This window comes from Bradyrhizobium uaiense (assembly GCF_010811875.1).
GTDB classification, from domain to species: domain Bacteria; phylum Pseudomonadota; class Alphaproteobacteria; order Rhizobiales; family Xanthobacteraceae; genus Bradyrhizobium; species Bradyrhizobium uaiense.
In genome coordinates this window covers 1-1,122 of the sequence record NZ_VKHP01000510.1, presented here as the reverse complement: position 1 = coordinate 1,122, position 1,122 = coordinate 1, and the positions used below count along the sequence as shown (strand labels likewise).

The following is a 1,122-nucleotide window of genomic DNA, read 5'->3' as shown; positions in this document are numbered from 1 at the left end:
TGACCTGCCACCGAACATTCATCCAACAGCAGTTAGAGTCTCGGGGTTTTGTACGCCGAGTGGCGCGGGTGGAGCAACGGGCGATCGGCGGAGCTGGTCGGGGTTGCGCAGCCGATCGCCCGTTGCGGTGAATGTGGCGGCGTAGGCCGCGGGTGTCAGGTATTTCAGCGAGGAGTGCGGGCGCTCCCCGTTGTAGTCGGCAATCCATTTGGCGACCTTCGACCGAGCATCGTCGAGGTCGAAGAACAGCGTCTCGTTCAAGAGCTCGTCGCGCATGCGGCCGTTGAAGCTCTCCACGAACGCATTCTGGATCGGCTTGCCTGGCGCAATGAAGTGCCAGTCGATACCGGTCTCCTTGTACCAAGCCAGCATGGCATTGCAGGTGAACTCGGTGCCGTTGTCGGAAACAATCGAGCCTGGCTTGCCGCGCCGCGCGACGATCGTCGTCAGCTCCCGCGCCACCCGTCGCCCCGAGATCGAGGTGTCCGGGATTGCGCCCAGACACCCCTTGGTCACGTCGTCGACGATGTTGAGGACGCGGAAGCGTCGTCCATTGGCAAACTGGTCATAAACGAAGTCGAGCGACCAGCGCGCGTTCGGCCTCGCTTCCAGAAGGATCGGCACCCGAACGCCAATCGCCTTGCGGCGGGCGCGTCGCTTGCGCACGGCCAGCCCTTCCTCCCGATAAAGCCGGTGGATGCGGTTGATCCCCGACGGCTCGCCCTCCCGCCGGAGCAGGATGAATAGCCGGCGATAGCCGAACCGCCGGCGCTCATTGGCAAGCTCGCGAAGCCGCCCCCGAAGCTCCGTGTCCGGCGGACGGCGGCAACGGTAGCGGACCATCGTCCGATCCGCGCCGACGATTAGACAGGCCCGCCGTTCCGAAAGGCCCATGACGGCCCTCAGGTGCGCGCCCCCTGCGCGCTTGGCGACGGGCCCTACCATTTTTTTGACAACAGCTCCCGGAGCGCTGCCGCATCGAGCATCTGCTCGGCCAGGAGCTTCTTCAGTTTGGCGTTCTCATCTTCCAGTGCCTTCAGCCGCCTGGCCTCGGACACGTCCATCCCGCCGTATTTGGCCTTCCAGTTGTAAAACGTCGCTTCAGAGATGCCGTGCTTCCGC

The 1,122-nt window shown here is 64.3% G+C and carries 1 protein-coding gene; it reads right to left on the bottom strand.

From position 1 onward, the window contains the following. Positions 1–18: 18 nt before the first annotated feature. A protein-coding gene (locus FNJ47_RS46160; protein WP_163163439.1) for an IS3 family transposase occupies positions 19–1,122 on the bottom strand; the annotation gives its coding sequence in 2 pieces (ribosomal slippage) (positions 19–953 and positions 953–1,122; 1,105 coding nt annotated over the 2 pieces). This gene is flagged as partial in the annotation.